Here is a 17759-nt window from a genome sequence, read left to right on the forward strand (position 1 = left end):
GGTCTACTTGCCAAGTAAAAGCTTAAAAACAAGCTCTCACATAAAAATTCACCCGTGAACAGAGTTAAAACTCTTTACCGGTAAGCGGGATTAATAGCGCGAGCCAGGTAACTAAATCCCGGCAATATCAATGCCCAAATTAGAGACAGGATCATCAGTGATTGCCACAAGGGCTGACCCAGCTCTACGGTGCCATTCAGAAAAGCGCCGGTGTAATAGCTAAAAGGACCAAAAAAACCACCCAGTAACACTGCCAGCCACAAATTACGCTGCAAAAACACCAAGCTGTAACGCAACGTCATCGCAAAGTTCAACCATAAACACACCAGCCAGATGGGTGGCCAAGAAATACCGCTGAGATTTTGCAAGATACCTAAATGGAAGAGAATGGAATCCACCCCCACACCAAATAGAAAAACACCCCCCAACCACAAAGGCTCCCTACGCAGGTTTGCCACAAAAGTTAAGTGGATGAGCAAATTGATCAAGGTAAAGGGCACTACAATCCAGGGGCGTGCGATAATCACACAGAGAGGCCAGGCAATATCAAATAATAAAGCGTTGACTATCAACCGCCACATATCAGCCGATAAGAGCGCGTGGCTTGGCGAAGACGAACTGAGCAGTACTGATCACCCGCTGCATAAAGCCACCCTCGCAGTAACACAAGTAGAATTCCCACATGCGGATAAAGCGATCGTCAAAGCCCAAATTGCGCACTTGCGGCAGCTGATTCAAAAATGCTTTGCGCCAATGTTGCAATGTACGCGCATAGTCTGCAGTAATATCCTCTAACCCCACAATCTGCATATCGGTAGCAGTGGCAATCTGCTGAGCAATCACTTGATTAGATGGCAGACAGCCGCCGGGAAAAATATAGTGCTGGATAAAATCAATATCTTTGCGATATTGATGGTAGCGTTGATCCGAAATGGTAATGGCCTGCATCAACATCAGGCCATCCTCTTTAAGCAGGCGCCCACAAATTGAGAAAAATTTGTAGTGGTATTCGTGCCCTACTGCCTCAACCATTTCAATAGAGACCAGTTTATCAAAGCGTCCCTCTAAATCCCGGTAATCCTGTAGCAGCACGTGTACTTTATCTTGCAGTCCTTCACGCTCCACCCATTGGCGAGCGTATTGATATTGTTTTTCAGAAATAGTCGCAGTGGTTACCTGGCAGCCGTAGTGTTTTGCCGCATAAATGGCCATGCCCCCCCAACCAGTGCCTATTTCTAGCAAGTGGTCGCCGGGTTTCAATTGCAGTTTTTGGCAAATATGCTCCATTTTATGGATGGAGGCCTGGTACAAGGTTGTCTGCTCTGAGGGAAATATCGCAGAGGAGTAGAGCATGGTTTTATCGAGGAATAACTGAAAAAAATCATTTCCCTGATCGTAATGTGCAGCAATATTTTTGCGTGAGCCACTGCGGTTGTTACTGTTGAGACGATGCAGGACACGCAGCAGCACACGGGGCAATTTACTCCAGCGGCTATCCATACTTTCAATCAGGGACATATTGTCAACCATCAGGCGAATGACATCCAATAAGCACGGGGAGTCCCAAACCTTTTCCATATAGGCTTCACCGGAACCAATAGTGCCGTTTAACAATACCTGTACATAGGCAATGGGATCCCGCACACGAATATGCGCCCGAACTTTTGCCTGTTCAATTGGTTGACCAAAACGGTAATGGCTATCCCCTTCTTCAATCAATAGATGGCCGCGCTCTATCACTTGCATCTTGCCCAAAACCAGCTTGCGGGCGAGCCTGATCAACCAGGACTGGCTCTCTCCTTCGACAATAACCTGTGAAGATTCTTTTGCATTCATAAACGCTTCTCCCCTCCCTGGACTTCACCCCTGCCACCGGGATGGGCATAGACAGGTGTGCGCTTGAACCATAATTTCAGCGCCTGCCAATAAATTGTGGCAATCACTTTTACGGTCATAAATGGATACTGGATCAGGATACGATTGAGCAGGTCACCACTCAGCTCACTGCGGCGCAGACTGAGAATGGCATCAAATAAGGGGCGCTCTTCCTGCTCCTCATCGCTTAAATCAAAATTCTGTAAATACGCGGTTAGGCGATCGCCGGGAGTAATACTTCTCCAGCGATATCCCTGGGAAATCGGCATAAATGGGGAGACGTGAAAAGTCTTTGCAAAAGCTACTTTCTGTACACGAGCCCCAGAGCGGCAATCGAGTACATAGCTATGACGCTCGTTCCAGGGGGTATTATGAACATCCAGTAATAGCCAATGCACTTCCCTGCCCTCGGCATCAAAACAGTAATAAATACTGATGGGATTCATGTTATAGCCAAAGTAGCGCCAATTAGCGAGCACACGTATGGGCCCTTGCGGGCGCTCTCCCGCAACCCGCTCAACCCTGAGACATACAGCCTCTTCGACACTGAGTTTCGGATCGCCAAAAAAATCCTCGCGACGAAATCGAGCCGGTGCCCAGGGCTTTTTGGACCACCAGCGCGATAACGAGCAAAAATCATCCAGCTCCGCCAAGTCTAAATAAACCATAAACACTTTGTAGCGGAACTGATTTTGACGGGGCGCAAAACGACGGTGCTGAACCCAACCAGTATAAATAGCGCTCTTCATGGCCGCGCCCGCAACGATAGCCTTTGGCTTTTCCTTCACCAATCAACCCCAATCCCTTTGGCAACCCGCAGCGCACTGCATACCCCATCTTCATGAAAGCCGTTGGCCCAGTAAGCGCCACAAAACCAGGTACGATTCACTCCGTTTATCCTCTCCCACTGCTGTTGGGCACGATTACCCGCTACAGAAAACTGGGGATGCGCGTATTCAAAGCGAGCGAGAATTTTTTTGGGGTTGATACGCTCCTCAGCATTCAGGGTGACACAATAAGTTTTATCCGTTGCCAATCCCTGCAGGATATTCATGTTGTAAGTAAGTACCGGCAGCTCATCGCTTTCGGCACGTAAGCGGTAATTCCAGCTGGACCAACTGCGCCTGTGCTGTGGTAATAAAGTGGAATCGGTATGTAGAGCCACACTATTGCACGCATAGGGGATGGCACTCAGCAGTTGTCGCTCCAGATTAGAGGTATCTTTAAGGCATTCCAGCGCTTGATCCGAGTGGCAGGCAAGGATCACCTGATCAAACGTCAGCTGCTCCCCCTCACTGGTCACTAGCTCTACGCTTTGCTCCTTGCGCCAGAGGGATTTCACTTTAGTGGAGAGCCGAATCCTGTCGGCATAGGGCGCACTCAGCGCAGGAATATAAGAGCGAGAGCCCCCTTTAATCACGCGCCACTGTGGCCGCCGCAGCAGATTGAGCAGCCCGTGATTGAAAAAGAAGCGCACAAAAAAGCTCACCGAGAATTCCAGCATCTGCGACACACTGGCCGACCAAATTGCCGAACCCATGGGCACCAGATAACGGTTGGCAAATTCGGCCGAATAGCCATTTGCCGGTAAATACTCACCCAGGGTCAGGCCCTCGTGAAGGCGCCCCTCGCGCCAATCTCGCATAGCAGTGCGATTAAACCGCACTATATCCCATAACATGCGCCAGTGGCCGGCACTGAGAAGATTGGAGCGCTGGGAAAATAATGTATTGAGATTGTTGCCGGCATACTCATAGCCCTCCCGATCACAGCGCACACTGAAACCCATAGCGGTCGGCTGGGATTCGACACCCAGTTCATTGAGTAAACGAATAAAGTTCGGGTAGGTCCAATCGTTATACACGATAAAGCCGGTATCAATAGCCAGGGTTCGTTTGCCTTCTTCCTCTACATCAATAGTCGCAGTATGCCCCCCCAGGCGGTCCTGTGATTCAAACAAGGTAATCTCGTGCTTGCGACTCAAAAGATAAGCCGCCGTCATGCCGGCAATTCCACTGCCAACGATGGCAATACGCATCAACTCTTCCTTAAGGTACGAATCCTACTTATTTTTGGTGTGCAAAAACGAAACCAAAGAAAACGGAAAAATCCGAGAAAACGCAGTGGCAGGCTCAAGCGCAGAGGAAAATCGATTATGGATTTTCTGCGAGCCAACCCCACCTCAATATACTCCGCTGCTTGCTCCGCGCTAATCAAAAAAGGCATGTCAAAGTCATTCTGCGCGGTGAGCGGGGTGTCGACAAAACCAGGGCGGATCAACACGACCTTGAGGTTGGTATGGCAGACATCCCCACGTACCGATGCCAGAAAATAATCCAGCGCGGCTTTGGAGCTGCCATAAGCCTCTGCCCTGGGAAATGGCACTAGCGAAGATAAGCTGCCCAATGCGGCAAAAACCGGAGAAGCACTGACAGCCAGCAGCGGTAAAGCACAATGCAATGTATTCACTACACCAAAGAAATTGGCATCAAAAACCCGCCGGTACATTGTGGTATCAAGCTGTAAATCATCGTCGTACTCACAAGTGCCAGCACAGGCAATCACCGTATCCAGATGATCGGTTAAATCCTTGAGGCGCTCGAAGGTAGAGGCCATACCGCTGTCATCGGCCACATCGCAGTCGAGTATGCGAATATGTGTGGGAGCGAGCTGTTGCAGCTCTTCTAGCGCTTCACGCCGGCGCCCACTGGCAATTACAAAGTTATTATGCTCGGCAAGGCGCAAGACCAGGGCGCGGCCAATGCCGGAACTGGCTCCGGTAACCCATAGTGTCCTATTGCGAATCTCCGTCACCAGTCAGCCCCGCTCCAGACGCAACTTAATCCTGCGCAACAGGGAGCCCAGCAGGGGCACCTGCTCATACACCATTGCCCCCATGTCATAGAAATCTTCGTGATAAAACACTTTGTCGGAAAAGCGCACCAAACTACAACCGCGTAAACGCAGCGGCCGGCCGCCCTTCAAAGACTGGTGCGCATAGTGCATATACCAGGGCAGGCAAGCACTATCACGGGTAATGGAAGCCTCCTCAAAGCGAAAGCGACACTGGGTAAGGCCGTGGCTCATATCAGAGAAATAGGCCTTGAGGGCGGGGAGCCCCTCGATTCGGTGCAGAGGATCGCGAAACACAATTTTGTCACTGTACATATTTGACAGTTCCGCCGGGTCTCTAACCAAAAAATCCCGATAATAAGACTGGACTTCTTTTACCAATGTGCGGCTGCTCATTTTCCCTTCCACTGTATTCCGCGGCGCTACCCCTCTGATTTACGTTAGCCTGCCAATGGCAGATCACAGCGCCAAAATAAAAATAACCCAATCCATTTAGTGCGCAGATGCGTAGTAAGGATCGACACAACATTAGAGAGCGCTAATATGGCGCACAGGCAAAGACAAAACGGCAATGGAATTGCGGTGAAAGCTTCCCAGGACTACAAGGATGACTGGAGCAGGCTGCTAACGCAGGTTGGCGCTCAGCGCGACCGCCAGGCGTTTGAGCGTGTTTTCCGACATTTTGCCCCGCTCATTAAGGGCTTCCACCACAGCCGCAGTACCCAGGCACTCAACGCCGAAGCGGCCGATGAACTGGTGCAGGAAGTTATGCTCAAGGTATGGCATAAAGCCCCCCGCTTTGACCAGGGCAAGGCCTCGGCCAGCACCTGGATATTCACTATTATGCGCAATTGCCGTATTGACATGTTGCGCCGCAACCAGCGCCATCAAAATCGCGACAACGATGTTGATGTGGCCGATATTTGGGATGAGAACCTGGAAAGCCAGCCGCTGCTGTTCTTACAACACAAGCGCAACGAGCGCGATATTGCCGATGGCCTCAGCGCCCTGCCCGCTGAGCAGTGCCACATTTTGGAAAAGGCTTATATGGAGGGAAAATCCCACAGCGAGATCTCCGAAGAATTGCGCCTCCCCCTCGGCACGGTCAAATCCAGGGTGCGCCTGGCCATGAAGAAATTGCAAGCTCGGTTCGTCAGGTAAACGTCCAATGATTCGCCATCACCCGGATGAAAACCTTCTGTTGGAATACGCCTCAGGCAGCTTGGCCAGGGGCCCCAGCCTGGTTGTTGCAGCCCATGTGCAGATGTGTGCTGATTGCCGATCCCAGTTGCATACCCTGAACAATCTCGGTGGCTCCCTCCTAAATGGGAGCCCGGCGCAGCCATTGCAAGCCAACGCCTTCGAGCGCCTGATGGAACGCATCAGCCAGATTCCGGAGAAAATCCTCCACAAAAGTGAAGAAAGCTCCACCCCGGCCCCGGTCAGCAGGGAACCGGCTATGGACCACTTACCCAAAGTGTTAAATAAATTATTGGCCAGCAATCCAAACAGGCGCTGGAAGACCCTGACTCGCAACCTACAAATATGCCGGCTCAAGTCTGGACAGAGAGAGTATGAAGTGGCTTTTCACAGCCTGCGCAGCGGCAGCGGACTACCGAAACACGATCACCGTGGGCGGGAATTCGCCCTGGTACTGCACGGCAGCTTTTCCGATCACAACGGTATCTATGGCCGGGGGGATTTCGTCCTGCGCGAGCCGGGGCAGGTACACAGGCCCATCGCCACTCAGGACATGGACTGCCTGTGTTTTTCCGCAGTAGAAGCTCCGGTTTCACTCACTGGAGTCCGCGGTCTGTTTCTCAATCCGCTGATCCCCTTTCGGCCGGGTTAGACCCGATAGATTTTGCCTCCAGGTACACGGTAAGAAATATCACTGGCGTCCCTGCCATACATCCATTCCTTACTTATTTCCGATGCACTATTTCCGTTGCTTACCCAGGGGCTCAGGAAACCGCCACCGGCGCCTGCTCCTTGTTCCCCGCGGTAAACTGGCTGAATAACTGCTGCCAGCGCTCCTGTACCTGGGCAAATTTCTGCTCACGCACATGCCCGTAACCGCGCACTTGCATAGGAATTGCCAGCAATTCCTGGGCTTCGGCAAGATTGTCAGCGCTCAGCTGAGCCGCTACCGATTGTACCGCTCGCGCCACCTGGCGTGCCCAGTCCCGTTCGGCGCGGCGCTCTTCGGTGTAGCCAAACACATCCAGCACGGAACCACGCAACGCTTTACCACGCGCCAACAATGGCATTAAGCGGCCCATCCAAGGGCCAAACTGCATCTTGCGCACCCGGCCACTGGCATCGGGGCGTGCCAGCAATGGCGGGGCCATATGGAACTTGAGGGAATAATCACCGCTAAAAGTCTCGCGCAACTGACGCTGGAAATCCTCGCCGCTGTACAGGCGCGCTACCTCGTACTCATCCTTATAGGCCATGGCTTTGAACAAGCTGTTGGCTGCAGTGCGGGTCAATTCCCCCGTCGTGCCGGCAAGAGCCAGCTCCGCTCGGTATAAATGCTCGATACCCTGTGTGAACTGGTGAGCGTAAGCGGCATTTTGATATTCAACCAGCTCGCGGCTCAAACGCGCGATCAATTGCTCCACAGATTCCTGCGGCTCGATCATTTTTACGGGCTGCGCCGGTACCGCCAGCTTTTCTATCGCCCTCGGATCCGTCGCCAACAAGCGCCCTGCACGGAATGCGCGAAGGTTATTTTCCACCGCCACACCATTCAGTTCGATGGCCCGCTCCAGTGCCGCCTCACCAATTGGCAGCAGTCCCTTCTGACAGGCGAAGCCCATAATCATCAGGTTGCTGGCAACCGTATCGCCAAACAGTGCCTGTGCGTACTTATTCGCATCGAAGGCGAAATACTCGGCACAAAGGGACTCAATACTCTGTTGGGTGGCATCCGCCGGGAAAGCTAGTTCGTTGTCTCGCACAAAGGCCGCCACCGGCACCTCGGCCGTATTCACCAGCGCACGCATTTTGCCCGTGGCAAATTTCGGGCGCTGGCCCGCAGCGGTGACCATATCGCAACCAAGCAGCAGCTCAGCGGCGCCATCGCGGATACGCGCAGTAGTAATGGCTTCCGGGCGTGCACCCACTTTTACGTGGGCGACCACCGCACCATTTTTCTGTGATAGGCCGGTGAAATACAGCGTGGTACTGCCCTTGTCTTCCAGGTGCGCGGCCATACCCAAAAGTGCCGCCACAGTGAGTACACCGCTGCCGCCGATGCCGGCCACCAAGATGCTAATAGGTTGTTCCAGGGCTGCCACCGGCGCTGGCGGCAAATCGACGATGGCAGAATCCAGGGACTCGGCCAGAGACTGAACCGGCGGTTTCTTCAGCTCACCACCCTCGATGGTGACAAAACTAGGACAGAAGCCATCGGCACAGCGCATATCTTTGTTACAGCTGGACTGATTGATCTGACGCTTGCGGCCATAGGGGGTTTCCAGGGGCTCCACGGCGATACAGCTCGACTGCACACTGCAATCACCACAACCCTCACACACGCGCTGGTTAATCAGTAGGCGCTTGGGCGGATCCACCATCAGTTTTTTCTTGCGGCGCCGGCGTTTTTCTGCGGCGCACACCTGCTCGTAAATAATGGCGGTGACACCCGGCGTTTCACGCAGACGGCGCTGGACGGCATCCAGCTCTGAACGGTCTAACACTTCCACTTTCGCCGGCAACTGGCCGCGGTGCTGATGCCAGTAATCGGGGTTTTCACTGAGCAGAACCACCACCCCAACGCCTTCTGCCAGCAGCTGCGCGGCCAGACTTGGAGCGTTTACCTCGCCATCGGCAGGCTGGCCACCGGTCATAGCCACCGCATCGTTGAGAAGGATTTTGTAAGTGATATTGACCTTACTGGCGACTGCCTGGCGAATCGCCAATAAACCGGAGTGGTTATAGGTACCATCTCCCATATTTTGGAAAATATGCTCGGCATTCGAGAAGCGGTGCAACCCCACCCAATGGGCGCCTTCACCGCCCATATGGGAGTAAGTATCGGTGCGCAGCCCCTTGCCCAGCGCCATGATATGACAGCCAATGCCGGCACTGCCGAGGCTGCCCTCCGGCAGTTTGGTGGAAGTATTGTGGGGGCAGCCAGCGCAGAAAATTGGCTCCCGCGCCAACAGGCCTTGTGCTCGCTGAGGTACATTGCCTCCCAATTTTTCTGCCAGGGGGATCAAACGCTGTGCGAGGTCAGTATCTGCCAGCCAGCGGGTAATCGCCTTGGCCACCTGATCTGGTCCAAAACCCCAGATCGCCGGCAGCAGATCTTCACCATTGAGGTCCTTCTTACCGACCACTTTCGGGCGGCGGTTGTCCTCCCAGCCATACAGTAGGTTCTTCAACTGGTCTTCCACCAGCGGGCGTTTTTCCTCCACCACCAGCAGCCGTTCCATACCGTCGGCAAACTCACTGATACCGCGAGGCTCCAGGGGCCATGACATCGCCACCTTATAAATGGCAATGCCCGCCTGGCGCAGATCTTCCTCGCTCAGGTTGAGCAGTTGTAACGCTTCCAGCAGGTCCCCATGGGCCTTGCCCACAGTCACGATTCCAAAGCGCTTGCGCTCGCTTTCATGCGTTGTTTTATCAAGGCGATTGACATAGGCAAAGGCCTGCGCCGCCGGCAAACGCTCCTCCAGCATACGGCGCTCGTACTCCAGGCGCTCAGCGGGCCAATTCAGGTGCGGGTCATAATTCAAGCCATGGGCAGGAATGGGGAAGTCCGCCGGAATAGTGAACTGTGGCAAGCTTGGAACCACCAGGGAGGCACCGGCCTCTACCGTTTCGGTAATGGCCTTGAACCCTACCCACAGACCGGAAAAGCGCGACAGTGCAATACCAGCGAGACCGAGAGTGAGATACTCGTCGATACTGGCGGGAAACAGCAACGGCATCATTACCGATTCAAAAATCTGATCGGTGTTGTGGGAAAACATGGAGGACTCAGCGGTGTGGTCATCGCCACACAATGCCAGCACACCGCCGAGTTTGGCGGTGCCCTGGATATTCGCCTGGCGAAATACATCTGCGGTGCGATCCACCCCGTGGCCCTTGCCATACCAAATGGAAAAGACCCCATCGCGGGTGGCCTGCTCTCGGTAGTGATCGACTAGCTGGGTACCCCAAATGTTGGTGGCCCCAAGGTCTTCGTTAATACCCGGTTCAAAGTGGATATCGTGCCCAGCGAGTAGCTTCTTATGACGCCAGAGCGCTTGATCGTAACCGCCGAGAGGGGAGCCCCGATAGCCGGAAATAAAGCCCGCAGTATTCAGGCCAGCCAGCTCATCCATACGTTTCTGCATGAGCGGCAGGCGCACCAGCGCATCAATACCAGTCAGAAAGACTCGGCCAGAATCACGGGTAAATGCGGCTTTGAGAGAATACTCGGTATCAAAGCCCAGCTCCTGATCGCCTTCGACCATTGCCATGGGTACCACCTATTAATTCATTATTGCTTTTCTTTTGCCCGGTTTGATGACGATAGCCACGGTGCCACATTTCTCTCGGCACCTACTGAAACAGCTCAAAGCCAAACCGAAGCATCTGCTTATTAGCCGCTAAAATTAACACCGCCCGGCCGGGCAGGTCATACCAAAATAAGCCTGGCTAGGGCATAATACGGACACAACTCGCTAAAGATTACAAACTACCAGCAACAATTCACTCAAAAAGTCAGTTTTTTAGGGATTCATCGAATAGGCCCTACGCGGGGGCGCCACTGTGAGAGACGCAGAATCTACCCCCACACGTAACCACCTTCCTAGTTTGCAAGTCGGTTACAGGAAAGCTGAGTGAACGAGCAGTTGGCGGCTGGTCACTCAGCACAGATCTAGTGAGCGGATATTGATAACAAAGAATAAACGGTTTCACGGCGCAGTCATAAAACAGGATAATTGCCCAGAAAGGACTCAACCGGGATGTTTTGTCATGCCGGCATGGCAGTGAAGCAGCCGGATAATCCGGTGTTCGTTCAGAGAGAAGAGATACGGAAAAAACCATGGCCTATTTACTGGATGCCATCGATAAAAAAATCCTGGAAATCCTCCAGGAGGATGCCACTATTCCCAATATTGAGCTGGCAGAAAAAGTCTGCCTCTCTCCCTCGCCATGCTCGCGGCGGGTCAAAAACCTCAATGAACAGGGATTTATCAAGCGCGCCGTGACCCTTTTGGAGCCCGAAAAAGTAGGCCTTCCAGTTAGTGTCTTTATTCAGGTAACCCTCAACCACCAAGTGAAAAAAGAGCTACAGGATTTTGAATCTGTTATCGGCCAATGGCCGGAGGTTATGGAATGTTACTTAATGACTGGTGACTTCGACTACCTGCTCCGCGTGGTTGTTCCCAACCTACAGGCCTACCAGGAATTTCTCGATAAAAAACTGACGGAGTTACCGGGTATTGATCATATTAAGAGTAGCTTTTCCCTAAAACAGGTACGTTACCGCACTGAATTACCATTGGATCAGTTGTTGGAAAAATAAATTAGACAGAAATACCCTCCTGCCACTGTCCTGATAAATTTTTAAGGCAATCCTCCAATTTAAAGCGCCTGAGTTATACCCGGGCGCTCTCGCGATGCAGATCGTTTATTAATCAATCTTACTCTTGTTAATGGGGCCGATCAGGCTAACTCATTGAGAGACAGGCTCTCATAGATTATTGAATTATCAATATACTTGGTCTGGGAAAAGCTATCGGAAAAAAAGAATATGAATAACTGGTATTTTAAGGGAAGTCATTGAAAGCAATAATCAGAAAGATCTTACTGGCCACGTCAATTGCAGGCGGCTCTATTGGAAGCATTATGGTTGCAGCAGATACCATGATTTCACGAGAATTAACATTCAATAAAGTAATTGGTAACAGCCTAGTATTTGCCTTTTTTGTATACTCAGTATACGCGGGCATAAAATTTTTGAGATTCCCTTCAAACATTAAGCACCTTGAGCGGGTTTTTATTGCACAGATCCCCTGGATCACATCTCCTATTCTGAGTTTTAAACTTGCCACCGGAGTAGGCGCATCCTTTTTATTGATATATCCACCCTTCAGTGATACATATCGCCTGAGTATCGGTGCTGAATACTCACTCTCCCCATTAAGTGAACAAACTTGGGGGATTGGAGTAAACTTGGCCGCTATCAGCTTCTTGGCCCTTATCAGACTTTATAAAGAGTAAAACTTTAAGGCATAGAAGCGCAGACCCAAGCTATTAGCGCTCTCTAATTCAGAGAGTGAAAAGTTAGAAATAAATAATAAAGCTTATATACCAAAGATGAAGCACTCACTAGAAAAACCTAAAGAAACTGTCCTCTTTCTTCATGGTGCACTTGCCGATGAAAGAATGTGGGAACCACACCATCGTATACTCGCAAAAGAATACAGGGTTGCTTCTCTCACCCAAAGACATTTTGGTGTTGATAATAAAGGCTCGAGTGGAAGTTTTGGCATTGAAACTCATGCCAATGATTTAATTAGTTTCTCAGCCACGCTTGGCGATGGTCCCATTCACTTGATCGCCTGGTCTTATGGTGCTGATGTTGCCTTAAGCGCAGCGATAAAAGCCCCCAAATTGTTCAAAAGCTTATTTGTCTATGAGCCAGGTTATCCAGGACACCTGGATAGCAAGAAAATGGAGGCGTTTATGCAGGATGCCGAAGCCATGTTTGGCAAGGTATTCGAAGCGGTTGACAATGGTAAGCTTGAGGAGGCTGTGGCGTTTCTTATTGATGGTTCCGGGAACAGAGCTGGCTATTTCTCTTCACAAGCACCAGTACTTCGGGCCCAGCAACTGGAGAATGCTCACACCCTGCCCTTACAACTCTCTCAAACTGAAAAGCCCTGCCTGGATAAAGAGCACCTGTCGACAATCCAAATCCCCACTACGATTGGATACGGCAGTAATACCAGAAATCTCTTTCAGATAGTATCCAAATCTGCTGCCAGTCACACTCCTTCATCTAAATTATTGCAAGCGGCTTCAGAAAATCACATGTTGCCAATAGAAAATCCAGAAAAGTTTTGCCTGTATATTAAAGAGCACCTTTCAAAGAATTAACACTCAATCATCAATAAAATAAAAAGGAGTGGTGAAACCACCACTCCTTTTGTATCAATACAAGCCTAATCTTTCTTACATATCCGCGCCTCGGAATACCAATTACCTGCTTGGCAAGTTGCCCCCTGCTCACAATGTGCATCGGTTCTGCAATAGCACTGCCCGTCAGCATTACATTGGGGCGTTAGGTAATTCTCAAGAGGGTCTTGGCCACTAACCCGCTGCCAGAATGGATTGGTAAAAACATTCTCAGGATCCAATTCAGCCTTGGCATCAAGGAACTGAGACCATTTCGGGAAGCGAGAGGGCATATCCTCAAAAATAGCCACCGAATTCTTACCCCAGTGCGGTCTGGCGCCATATTTGCGTAGCGACATCTGCTCAATTTCCAGGTTTACAAAGTAGTTTTTAGGCACCGCCTCACCGCGCTGGCGCAGAGTATACTCGATACCTACAAAAGCGGTGTCGCGCCCAGCACTCATTCCCAGATAGCTATCGGAGGCCTTACCAAAGCGGAAGTAAATACCGTTCAAGGGGAAGCAGGTGCGCTCACTGTGGGCAATAATCTGGCGCACATCGGCAATCCAGTTGGGCAGCTCCTCAAAAGGTATGGCCACTTCCTGCAAGGCAATCGGCAACTTATCCCAGACACAATTGTTCGGCTCTTTACAGACAAAATGCTGCATCAGATCCGCGTGCCCCGTGGGCTTGATGAATTTCTTTAGACCGGTATTTACATCGCGGAAATAAGAACTGGAGCGGGCCGTATATCGCAGAGATGCGGCAAAGCACTGCAGGGCAGCACTGTCGGCTTCATGCAAGCTATCAAAAATCAGGCCAAAGAGATACTCGGAAAAATCCGAGACATCAGCTTGAGCGTTATAAGCATTGCCCCGGGTGTCCAAAGGAACCTTATTATAAGTAGTAACCGTATAGCGGCCGAGACCTGGGAACCAGGCAATATTTGCGGAGTGGTTATCCCGAGCCAAGCCCAAAATGACATTCTCCAGATCGCTGTCATCCCGGTGTCCCTTCACTTTGGCTTGTACCTTGTAGCCGGGTTCGGCTTCAATAGTCACTTCCACCACAACCCCCAAAACACCAAGGTTAACCCGCGCAGCATTGAGTAGTTCACCAGTGATTACACGCAGATTCCCCTTGCCATCAACGAGCTTTATCTCGGTGACATAGTCAGAAATCATATTGCTTTTCTGAGTAAAGGTGGATCCATGAGTGCCGCTGCCAAGCATCCCGCCAATCGAGAAGATCGCCAGCTCAGTAACCATCGGTACACTGAGTTCATGCTCACGCAAATAGGCTGCTAGATCATTAAAACGCATACCAGCTTGAACAGTTACCAAGCGGTTTTCTTTATCCAGGCTAACCACCTGGTTCATATTTTCCAGAGTGATTTGCACTTCGCCGTTGCCCGCACAAGCCGCGTCTATCTGGCTGTTAAAGCGCCGGGTACCGGTCATGACCTTGCGCCCCTGAGCGGCAGCATCGCGCACTATCGACTGTACCTCAGCGATTGTTGAAGGGTCATGAATAACACCGGGAAAACAATCCTGGGTGTCCTGATAGTTTTTCAAAACCTCAGGTACATCAATGGGGGGAGGTAACTGCTCCGCCGAAGCCCCCGCAGCAAAAAACAAACCTGCCGCACACAAGAAATTGGTAGCCCGGCGCAACAAATGACTTCGCCCGGAGAGAAGTGGATGGTACATGCCTTTGCTTCCTTGTTGTTGCATTATTGAGTTGTTGTATTTCAATTAATGAAAAAATTAACCAAATCTAGGTAATAGCTCCCGATCGATTATTTCCTGAACATTGCGACTGTGATCAGGCGCTTTACTGCGCAGGAAATCCCCATATCCAGAACGGTAAGCCATAGCTGGACGGCGACCTATAGAGGGCACCCACAGGGCATGGTTAGTGGTAGCAAATTCCAAAGACTCACTGGCGAGGATACAGAGTGGCCCCCGGCTGAGTGCGGCAGCATCAAATATCCAGAACTCTTTACCGTTGGATTGCGCACTACTCGGATTTTTCCGAACAACCGCAGCAATTAGATAACCATCATTCTGCGCGGTGGATCCAGGCCGTGCCATAAACTGCGGAGTCCGCATCACACAGTCATCGGGGAACTGATAAGCATCGGCAATTTGCATGCGGGTGCAATCCATATGCACCAAAGCAGATGGCTTACTTTGCTCGGGCATATCCCAATAACTATAAAAACGTTCTGGGTAATTGCGGTATGCCCAGGAAACGCGCATAGAAACCAAATCTGGGCGGTAGCCCACCGCAGCCCAATACAGATGCTCAAATGTCTCTGGAAACTGAAAGTGCCCTCGATAAGCTGGGTCATTCATATCCCAAAGGAGGTTTTCATCGCGGATAACCCGGTAATCGTCTTTGATCTCCCGTGCAAAGTCAGACGTTACCTGAATTCTAGCCCGCACCAGACCTCCAACATCCACAGGCGCCGCCGGATAGCCGGACAACCACTTGGGCACTAGCCCACCCTCTTGGAATATTTCATAGCGGAACAGCTGTTCAGACTTGTCCATGGCTCCCATATACTGGCCATAGAGAGTGATTTCACCGGCACTGTCGTCATAGTTGCAAACAATATCGGAGGTATCAAAGCCCAGCTCCAGGTAGTCAGCAATAATATCCTCACGCCCAGGTACCATATCCGACTTGCGTATCACCCAACAGCGAGTTTTGTGTTCCTGCGGCAGTACAATATGGGTACCGAGAATACGAGTGGATTCGACCCTCGCCGCGGTCTCAAAAATAATGACATGGTTACGAGTAACCCCCAGGGAGTGGGAACTGGCCGCGATATAAGCGTTATTTCCCTGGCGATCACGAATATTCCAGCTTTTGAAAGCCCCCCGCTGATCCCAGGAAATCAAGCGAATAAAGCCCGAGCGACCGGAGTCACCCATATTGCCACCATAATTGATGGTAATGCACTCACCGGACGCCAAATCAAAGAAGGGGTGACCAGTAGTGCGAATTTGTGGGAACAACCACTTCTTTGGCGTTAGGTTATCCAACAGAGGAGGAAGACTGGATTCCCACTCTCCCACCTCACCAATAGGGGTTATCATTTCCAGAGTGGTAGCATCGAACTCATAGGGCACCCCCCCCTCATAGCTCATCGCAAAGCGGTTTTCCCCCATATAATTGGGGGCCGTATTGCAATAATTCATAAAGCCAAGATTTGGGCTGGAATAGATAGTTCCCCCCAGCAAATTAAACTTATCGAAACCACTCAAATCTTGCTCCTGCATAATTGCAGAGGCGGTTCTGATCATTTTTCGCGTATAAGCCACACTGCCATTACTGGCTCTACCACTGAAATCCAACCGGGTAAGCGCACCTTTTCCATTTGGAGTCAAATGGTTAGGAGCGAGAGGAATCCCCTCGGCCATCAACAAATGGCCGGTAACATCATCAGGCAAGTTACCTTGAACCACCTTAAGGAAACCGGAAGAATCCTGCAGGCTGCCATCCATAATCGACTTTGGGAAGGTGGAATCCTCTAGGCGATTACTTGCCTGAGCTGTAGAACTGGTCATACCAGCCAGTGGCAGTGCCGAAAGAGCACCTGCGGCTTTCAGAAGATCGCGACGTTTCATTATTTTCCTTGTAATAAAAACGGCCGACTGCTTTAACTGACCTTATGTTTATAAATTTAGCGCAATGTATTCATATTTGACTTTTAACACCCTTTTCACCAAGCGATATTTATTTATTATTTCCCAGCTTGGCGAGCACACCAAAGGTGAAAACATTTAAACCCGAGCGGCAGTTAATTATATTAAACCGCAAAAATCAAGAACGAGATGATGACACTGTTAACCAGTTTTTCCGTAAAACATAAGCGCCCTACAGAACTAAACAGTCAGGCAAAATAATATCAATAAAACATCTACTAAATCATATTTCCGAGCGTTATCTCAGACGGAAATGAGAATCTTTTTCAGTACTTATTGTAATTCCGAACGTCTAGGTTAGAAAATCTCAAAGAGCCAAACTCTATTTTTATTACAACCACCAGAATCCCCTAAATATTCATCACTAAAAAATCGTGCAACTTAATGACGCCACAACGATTCATTCAACCTTAAAGACTAAAACAGGGAGTTTTTCACCACCAAACAAATATTTACATTAATCGGCATAGCATATATTCCCCGTCCACTCTCAACGATCAATGTTATAGAAGTATTATTTGCAGAAAGCTTGTTGAGGCACCCTTACAAAGTCCTAAATTTAAAGGATGAGAGCGAATTAATATAAACCTTCCCACCTTAATACACATCGATTTCTCAGCCTATATAGGGCCCGATACAATCAATAAAAACCGCAAGGAAAATAGACATGCAGAAGGTACCTAACTTTACAGAAAAATAAGGACTATAATTCCAGCTTCAACCTCTCCCCATTAGAGTTATCTGAAAATCCTTCCCGACGATAAAAATCTACCGTCCTGCTCCACTTGTCTTTCTCTGGTGTACTCACCTCCAAACGTGGCCACCCCTGCTCTCTTGCAAACTGAACCACTCGGTCCAGCATTTTTTTACCAATCGACTGACTTCGGTATTCAGGTTCTACGTAAAACTCTTCAATTACGCCATAATACCCTCCAGCATAAATAGCTGCAGACCTGGAAACTGTAATAACAGCAACAATCTCACCCTCAACTCTATAAAGAAAAGCATTATAAGCACTCTCCCTTACCAGCAGCTTGTTACTTACCTCAATGAGTTGATCAGGTTTGATTTCACGCTTATGCCCCACCAAAGCCATTAATAGTTTGGCAACTAGATACGCTACTATATCGGCATGCTTTGGCGTGGCAGTTATTATTTCTCCCTGCATACTTCTACTCCCTGAATTTATTTACC

The 17759-nt window shown here is 50.3% G+C and carries 15 protein-coding genes; 5 read left to right on the forward strand and 10 right to left on the reverse strand.

Annotated elements, in window-relative coordinates; genetic code table 11:
• Nucleotides 1-74 precede the first annotated feature (74 nt).
• Genes MJO52_RS13840 through MJO52_RS13865 form a run of 6 tightly spaced genes read right to left on the reverse strand, consistent with a single transcriptional unit; the run spans nt 75 to nt 5124 of the window.
• Entirely contained in the window at nt 75-581 is a 507-nt protein-coding gene (locus MJO52_RS13840; protein WP_286036967.1) for a DUF2878 domain-containing protein, read from the reverse strand.
• A 1-nt stretch (nt 582) separates the two neighbouring features.
• Entirely contained in the window at nt 583-1836 is a 1254-nt protein-coding gene (locus MJO52_RS13845) for an SAM-dependent methyltransferase (RefSeq protein WP_252082285.1), read from the reverse strand.
• Nucleotides 1833-2663 carry a DUF1365 domain-containing protein gene (locus MJO52_RS13850; protein ID WP_252082287.1) on the reverse strand — a complete coding sequence of 277 codons (831 nt, stop codon included), beginning with the start codon at nt 2661-2663 and terminating at the stop codon, nt 1833-1835. Before MJO52_RS13850 ends, MJO52_RS13845 begins: the two co-directional genes overlap by 4 nt.
• A complete protein-coding gene (locus tag MJO52_RS13855) occupies nt 2660-3913 on the reverse strand; it encodes an NAD(P)/FAD-dependent oxidoreductase (RefSeq protein ID WP_252082288.1) in 1254 nt (417 codons plus the stop codon). The genes MJO52_RS13850 and MJO52_RS13855 overlap by 4 nt, the downstream gene beginning before the upstream one ends.
• Entirely contained in the window at nt 3913-4689 is a 777-nt protein-coding gene (locus MJO52_RS13860) for an SDR family NAD(P)-dependent oxidoreductase (protein WP_252082290.1), read from the reverse strand. The genes MJO52_RS13855 and MJO52_RS13860 overlap by 1 nt, the downstream gene beginning before the upstream one ends.
• A gap of 3 nt (nt 4690-4692) precedes the next feature.
• Complete coding sequence (locus MJO52_RS13865; protein ID WP_252082292.1) at nt 4693-5124, reverse strand: nuclear transport factor 2 family protein; 432 nt, start codon at nt 5122-5124, stop codon at nt 4693-4695.
• Between the two features lie 147 nt (nt 5125-5271).
• On the opposite strand from MJO52_RS13865, the gene MJO52_RS13870 reads away from it, so the two are divergent.
• Nucleotides 5272-5889: a sigma-70 family RNA polymerase sigma factor gene (locus MJO52_RS13870; protein ID WP_252082293.1), complete on the forward strand. Its 618-nt coding sequence runs from the start codon at nt 5272-5274 to the stop codon at nt 5887-5889.
• Between the two features lie 7 nt (nt 5890-5896).
• Complete coding sequence (locus MJO52_RS13875; protein WP_252082294.1) at nt 5897-6580, forward strand: ChrR family anti-sigma-E factor; 684 nt, start codon at nt 5897-5899, stop codon at nt 6578-6580.
• A gap of 112 nt (nt 6581-6692) precedes the next feature.
• Here the strand turns inward: MJO52_RS13875 and MJO52_RS13880 are convergent, their stop codons facing one another.
• Nucleotides 6693-10205 carry an indolepyruvate ferredoxin oxidoreductase family protein gene (locus MJO52_RS13880; RefSeq protein WP_252082296.1) on the reverse strand — a complete coding sequence of 1171 codons (3513 nt, stop codon included), beginning with the start codon at nt 10203-10205 and terminating at the stop codon, nt 6693-6695.
• 569 nt (nt 10206-10774) lie between these two features.
• On the opposite strand from MJO52_RS13880, the gene MJO52_RS13885 reads away from it, so the two are divergent.
• The 3 genes from MJO52_RS13885 to MJO52_RS13895 all read left to right on the forward strand — a co-directional run bounded on the left by MJO52_RS13885 (nt 10775) and on the right by MJO52_RS13895 (nt 12834).
• Nucleotides 10775-11257 (forward strand): Lrp/AsnC family transcriptional regulator, encoded by a 483-nt coding sequence (locus MJO52_RS13885; RefSeq protein ID WP_152456185.1) that lies wholly within the window; start codon nt 10775-10777, stop codon nt 11255-11257.
• A 257-nt stretch (nt 11258-11514) separates the two neighbouring features.
• Nucleotides 11515-11955, forward strand: coding sequence for a hypothetical protein (locus tag MJO52_RS13890; protein WP_252082298.1), 441 nt, complete (start codon nt 11515-11517; stop codon nt 11953-11955).
• 96 nt (nt 11956-12051) lie between these two features.
• Nucleotides 12052-12834, forward strand: a complete 783-nt coding sequence (locus tag MJO52_RS13895) for an alpha/beta fold hydrolase (RefSeq protein WP_252082300.1) — start codon at nt 12052-12054, stop codon at nt 12832-12834.
• Between the two features lie 65 nt (nt 12835-12899).
• Here the strand turns inward: MJO52_RS13895 and MJO52_RS13900 are convergent, their stop codons facing one another.
• The 3 genes from MJO52_RS13900 to MJO52_RS13910 all read right to left on the reverse strand — a co-directional run bounded on the left by MJO52_RS13900 (nt 12900) and on the right by MJO52_RS13910 (nt 17733).
• The gene (locus MJO52_RS13900) at nt 12900-14561 is read right to left on the reverse strand and encodes a D-arabinono-1,4-lactone oxidase (RefSeq protein ID WP_252082302.1); all 1662 of its coding nucleotides are present in this window, start codon (nt 14559-14561) and stop codon (nt 12900-12902) included.
• A gap of 57 nt (nt 14562-14618) precedes the next feature.
• Nucleotides 14619-16487 carry a carotenoid oxygenase family protein gene (locus MJO52_RS13905; protein ID WP_252082304.1) on the reverse strand — a complete coding sequence of 623 codons (1869 nt, stop codon included), beginning with the start codon at nt 16485-16487 and terminating at the stop codon, nt 14619-14621.
• 781 nt (nt 16488-17268) lie between these two features.
• Nucleotides 17269-17733, reverse strand: a complete 465-nt coding sequence (locus tag MJO52_RS13910; protein ID WP_252082306.1) for a GNAT family N-acetyltransferase — start codon at nt 17731-17733, stop codon at nt 17269-17271.
• Nucleotides 17734-17759 lie beyond the last annotated feature (26 nt).

The organism is Microbulbifer variabilis (genome assembly GCF_023716485.1).
Lineage (GTDB): Bacteria > Pseudomonadota > Gammaproteobacteria > Pseudomonadales > Cellvibrionaceae > Microbulbifer > Microbulbifer variabilis_B.

Bases quoted from the DNA above. Each gene is read 5' to 3' on its own strand.
- MJO52_RS13910 (WP_252082306.1), bottom strand. From the start codon at position 17,733: ATGCAGGGAGAAATAATAACTGCCACGCCAAAGCATGCCGATATAGTA.
- MJO52_RS13865 (WP_252082292.1), bottom strand. From the start codon at position 5,124: ATGAGCAGCCGCACATTGGTAAAAGAAGTCCAGTCTTATTATCGGGAT.
- MJO52_RS13875 (WP_252082294.1), top strand. From the start codon at position 5,897: ATGATTCGCCATCACCCGGATGAAAACCTTCTGTTGGAATACGCCTCA.
- MJO52_RS13905 (WP_252082304.1), bottom strand. From the start codon at position 16,487: ATGAAACGTCGCGATCTTCTGAAAGCCGCAGGTGCTCTTTCGGCACTG.
- MJO52_RS13880 (WP_252082296.1), bottom strand. From the start codon at position 10,205: ATGGCAATGGTCGAAGGCGATCAGGAGCTGGGCTTTGATACCGAGTAT.
- MJO52_RS13895 (WP_252082300.1), top strand. From the start codon at position 12,052: ATGAAGCACTCACTAGAAAAACCTAAAGAAACTGTCCTCTTTCTTCAT.
- MJO52_RS13840 (WP_286036967.1), bottom strand. From the start codon at position 581: ATGTGGCGGTTGATAGTCAACGCTTTATTATTTGATATTGCCTGGCCT.
- MJO52_RS13855 (WP_252082288.1), bottom strand. From the start codon at position 3,913: ATGCGTATTGCCATCGTTGGCAGTGGAATTGCCGGCATGACGGCGGCT.
- MJO52_RS13845 (WP_252082285.1), bottom strand. From the start codon at position 1,836: ATGAATGCAAAAGAATCTTCACAGGTTATTGTCGAAGGAGAGAGCCAG.
- MJO52_RS13900 (WP_252082302.1), bottom strand. From the start codon at position 14,561: ATGTACCATCCACTTCTCTCCGGGCGAAGTCATTTGTTGCGCCGGGCT.
- MJO52_RS13885 (WP_152456185.1), top strand. From the start codon at position 10,775: ATGGCCTATTTACTGGATGCCATCGATAAAAAAATCCTGGAAATCCTC.
- MJO52_RS13870 (WP_252082293.1), top strand. From the start codon at position 5,272: ATGGCGCACAGGCAAAGACAAAACGGCAATGGAATTGCGGTGAAAGCT.